Consider the following 1,907-nt stretch of genomic DNA (forward strand, 5'->3'; position numbering starts at 1 on the left):
GGAAGAAGGTGCTCATGAGAAATCTCCTAAATGTCTTGGTGGGAATTTAGGGGATTTTGGGGGGATTTTGCAAAGGTGTCATTCAGTATGTTTGCGAAGGTTTCAGCCGGTTTGGATGGAAGTGCCGTATTCTGTCGGAATGGGGCGGTAAAGCGGATTTTTATGCCATGCCAACATAAACAACGGCCGTCTGAAATTTTTCAGACGGCCTTGTGTGGAAATCGGGACGCATGGTCTGGAACGGGATTTGCGCTTAAAGCATACGTTCAAATCGTATAGATAAAAAAGTAACCGCTTCAAGGCGGTTGGTGGTGGCCAGAGGCGGAATCGAACCGCCGACACACGGATTTTCAATCCGTTGCTCTACCAACTGAGCTATCTGGCCTTCGCGTGTTTCGTTGCGAGATGTGAATTAAACCAAATTTCGTTGCCTTGTGCAAGCGTTTGTAGGCTTTATTTTTGAGGCGGTAAATTAAGATTTTGTTTTGTATTGAATTATTTTTCGTTTTAATTGGCGGTTTTTAGGTTTGCCGGTTTGATTTTCAGACGGCCTAAGATACAATCGGCTTTTTTGCTTTGGATTTATGCCATGCTGTATGTGTTTGTTCGTGATATGTGGGATGTTTTGCGTTTGCGCTATCGTTCGCCGGAGACGTATTTGTATTCGCCTTTGGTGATGGCGGCGGTGTTGCTGCTGTTGGGCGTGGTAAACGCGGCCAGCATGTCGCCTTTGTTTGGCAGTGGCGCGGCGGCAGTGTGCCTGTCGGTGATTTTGGTGATTGTGAAATGGTTGGTGTTGAGCCGCTCGATGCGCAAGGTGCTGCATTATTACGGTGCGCCCCGACTGCCTTTGTGGGGCTTTATTTTGGTGTCTGAGGCTTTGCTGCTGCCGCTGTTGCTGGTGTTGTATGTGCCGGCGTTGGCTGCGTTTGCGCTGCTGTGGCAGGCTTGGGTTTTTGTGGTGCAGGTACGCGGTTTGATGTGGATGGGAAATGCAACGGTAGGCCGTGTTTTGGTGGGCTATCTGTTGTATGGTATCGGCGTGTTGTGCGTGGGTACGGTGATTTTGATGCTGTTTATTGCCGCCGGTTGGTTGGACATGGAAACGTTGAATCAAAACCTGCAGGCGTTGATGTCTGCCCGTAAATAATCAATGAAAATTGGAAGGCCGTCTGAAATGTTCAGACGGCCTTTGTTTTATGTGTTTGTTTCGTGGTCTTGCAGGATTTTTTGATAGACAGGATCGGGGAGGTAGCGGCCTATCATGTCGCGCCAGCCTTGTGGACCGACCAAGCCTTTGACCATGGTGGAGGATACTTCGGCTATTTCGCGCGGCGGCATCAGGAATATGGTGGAAATTTCGGGGGCGATGTCGCTGTTGATGTAGCGCATCGAGCGTTCGTATTCGTAGTCGGCGGAGGAACGGATGCCGCGGACGATGAAATTGGCGTTGGCTTCGCGGGCGTAATCGACCAAAAAGCGGTTTTCAAACACGCTGATGCGGACGTTGGGGAAGGGGTGGGTAATGGCATCGAGCATGGCGCGGCGTTCTTCTATGGTGTAGGTGCTGCGCTTTTCGGGATTGGTGCCGATGGCGACGATTAGTTCGTCAAAGAGGGATTGGGCTTCCTGTATCATCCACAGGTGGCCGAGGGTGGGAGGGTCGAAGCTGCCTGCGTACACGGCACGGCGCAGAGTGGTCGTGGTCATTTTGTGTTGGGAATGGGATTTGTGTGGCGTTCAGGATAGGGGAGTTTGCCGGTGATGTCAAAAATCAAAAAGGCCGTCTGAAATTTCAGACGGCCTTTGCGGCTTTATCAGTCGTCACCACTAATAGAGATGAGGATTCTCAAGAGGCTGCTGAAAATGTTGTAGATGGAGATGAAGATGGTCAGCGCCGCGCTGAT

3 protein-coding genes, 1 tRNA gene and 1 pseudogene are annotated in these 1,907 nt (G+C 50.6%); 1 reads left to right on the top strand and 4 read right to left on the bottom strand.

The genetic code is table 11. The annotated features are described in order from the left end of the window. Positions 1-102 precede the first annotated feature (102 nt). Both ACTHSP_RS20165 and ACTHSP_RS20170 read right to left on the bottom strand, forming a co-directional pair. Positions 103-300 (bottom strand): hypothetical protein, encoded by a 198-nt coding sequence (locus tag ACTHSP_RS20165; protein ID WP_152333335.1) that lies wholly within the window; start codon positions 298-300, stop codon positions 103-105. Between the two features lie 9 nt (positions 301-309). Continuing rightward, positions 310-385 (bottom strand) — tRNA-Phe (locus tag ACTHSP_RS20170). 204 nt (positions 386-589) lie between these two features. Here ACTHSP_RS20170 and ACTHSP_RS20175 point away from each other — a divergent pair. Next, positions 590-1,150, top strand: a complete 561-nt coding sequence (locus ACTHSP_RS20175; RefSeq protein WP_049351626.1) for a hypothetical protein — start codon at positions 590-592, stop codon at positions 1,148-1,150. A 47-nt stretch (positions 1,151-1,197) separates the two neighbouring features. Here the strand turns inward: ACTHSP_RS20175 and coaD are convergent, their stop codons facing one another. Both coaD and ACTHSP_RS20185 read right to left on the bottom strand, forming a co-directional pair. Further along, a complete protein-coding gene (coaD, locus tag ACTHSP_RS20180; protein WP_049351625.1) occupies positions 1,198-1,710 on the bottom strand; it encodes a pantetheine-phosphate adenylyltransferase in 513 nt (170 codons plus the stop codon). A gap of 107 nt (positions 1,711-1,817) precedes the next feature. Continuing rightward, positions 1,818-1,907: pseudogene (locus ACTHSP_RS20185) on the bottom strand (BAX inhibitor (BI)-1/YccA family protein); the annotation flags it as partial.

The organism is Neisseria sp. P0001.S005 (genome assembly GCF_051963715.1).

Coding starts and splice junctions, on each gene's coding strand:
- ACTHSP_RS20175 (WP_049351626.1), top strand. CDS start 590: ATGCTGTATGTGTTTGTTCGTGATATGTGGGATGTTTTGCGTTTGCGC.
- coaD (WP_049351625.1), bottom strand. CDS start 1,710: ATGACCACGACCACTCTGCGCCGTGCCGTGTACGCAGGCAGCTTCGAC.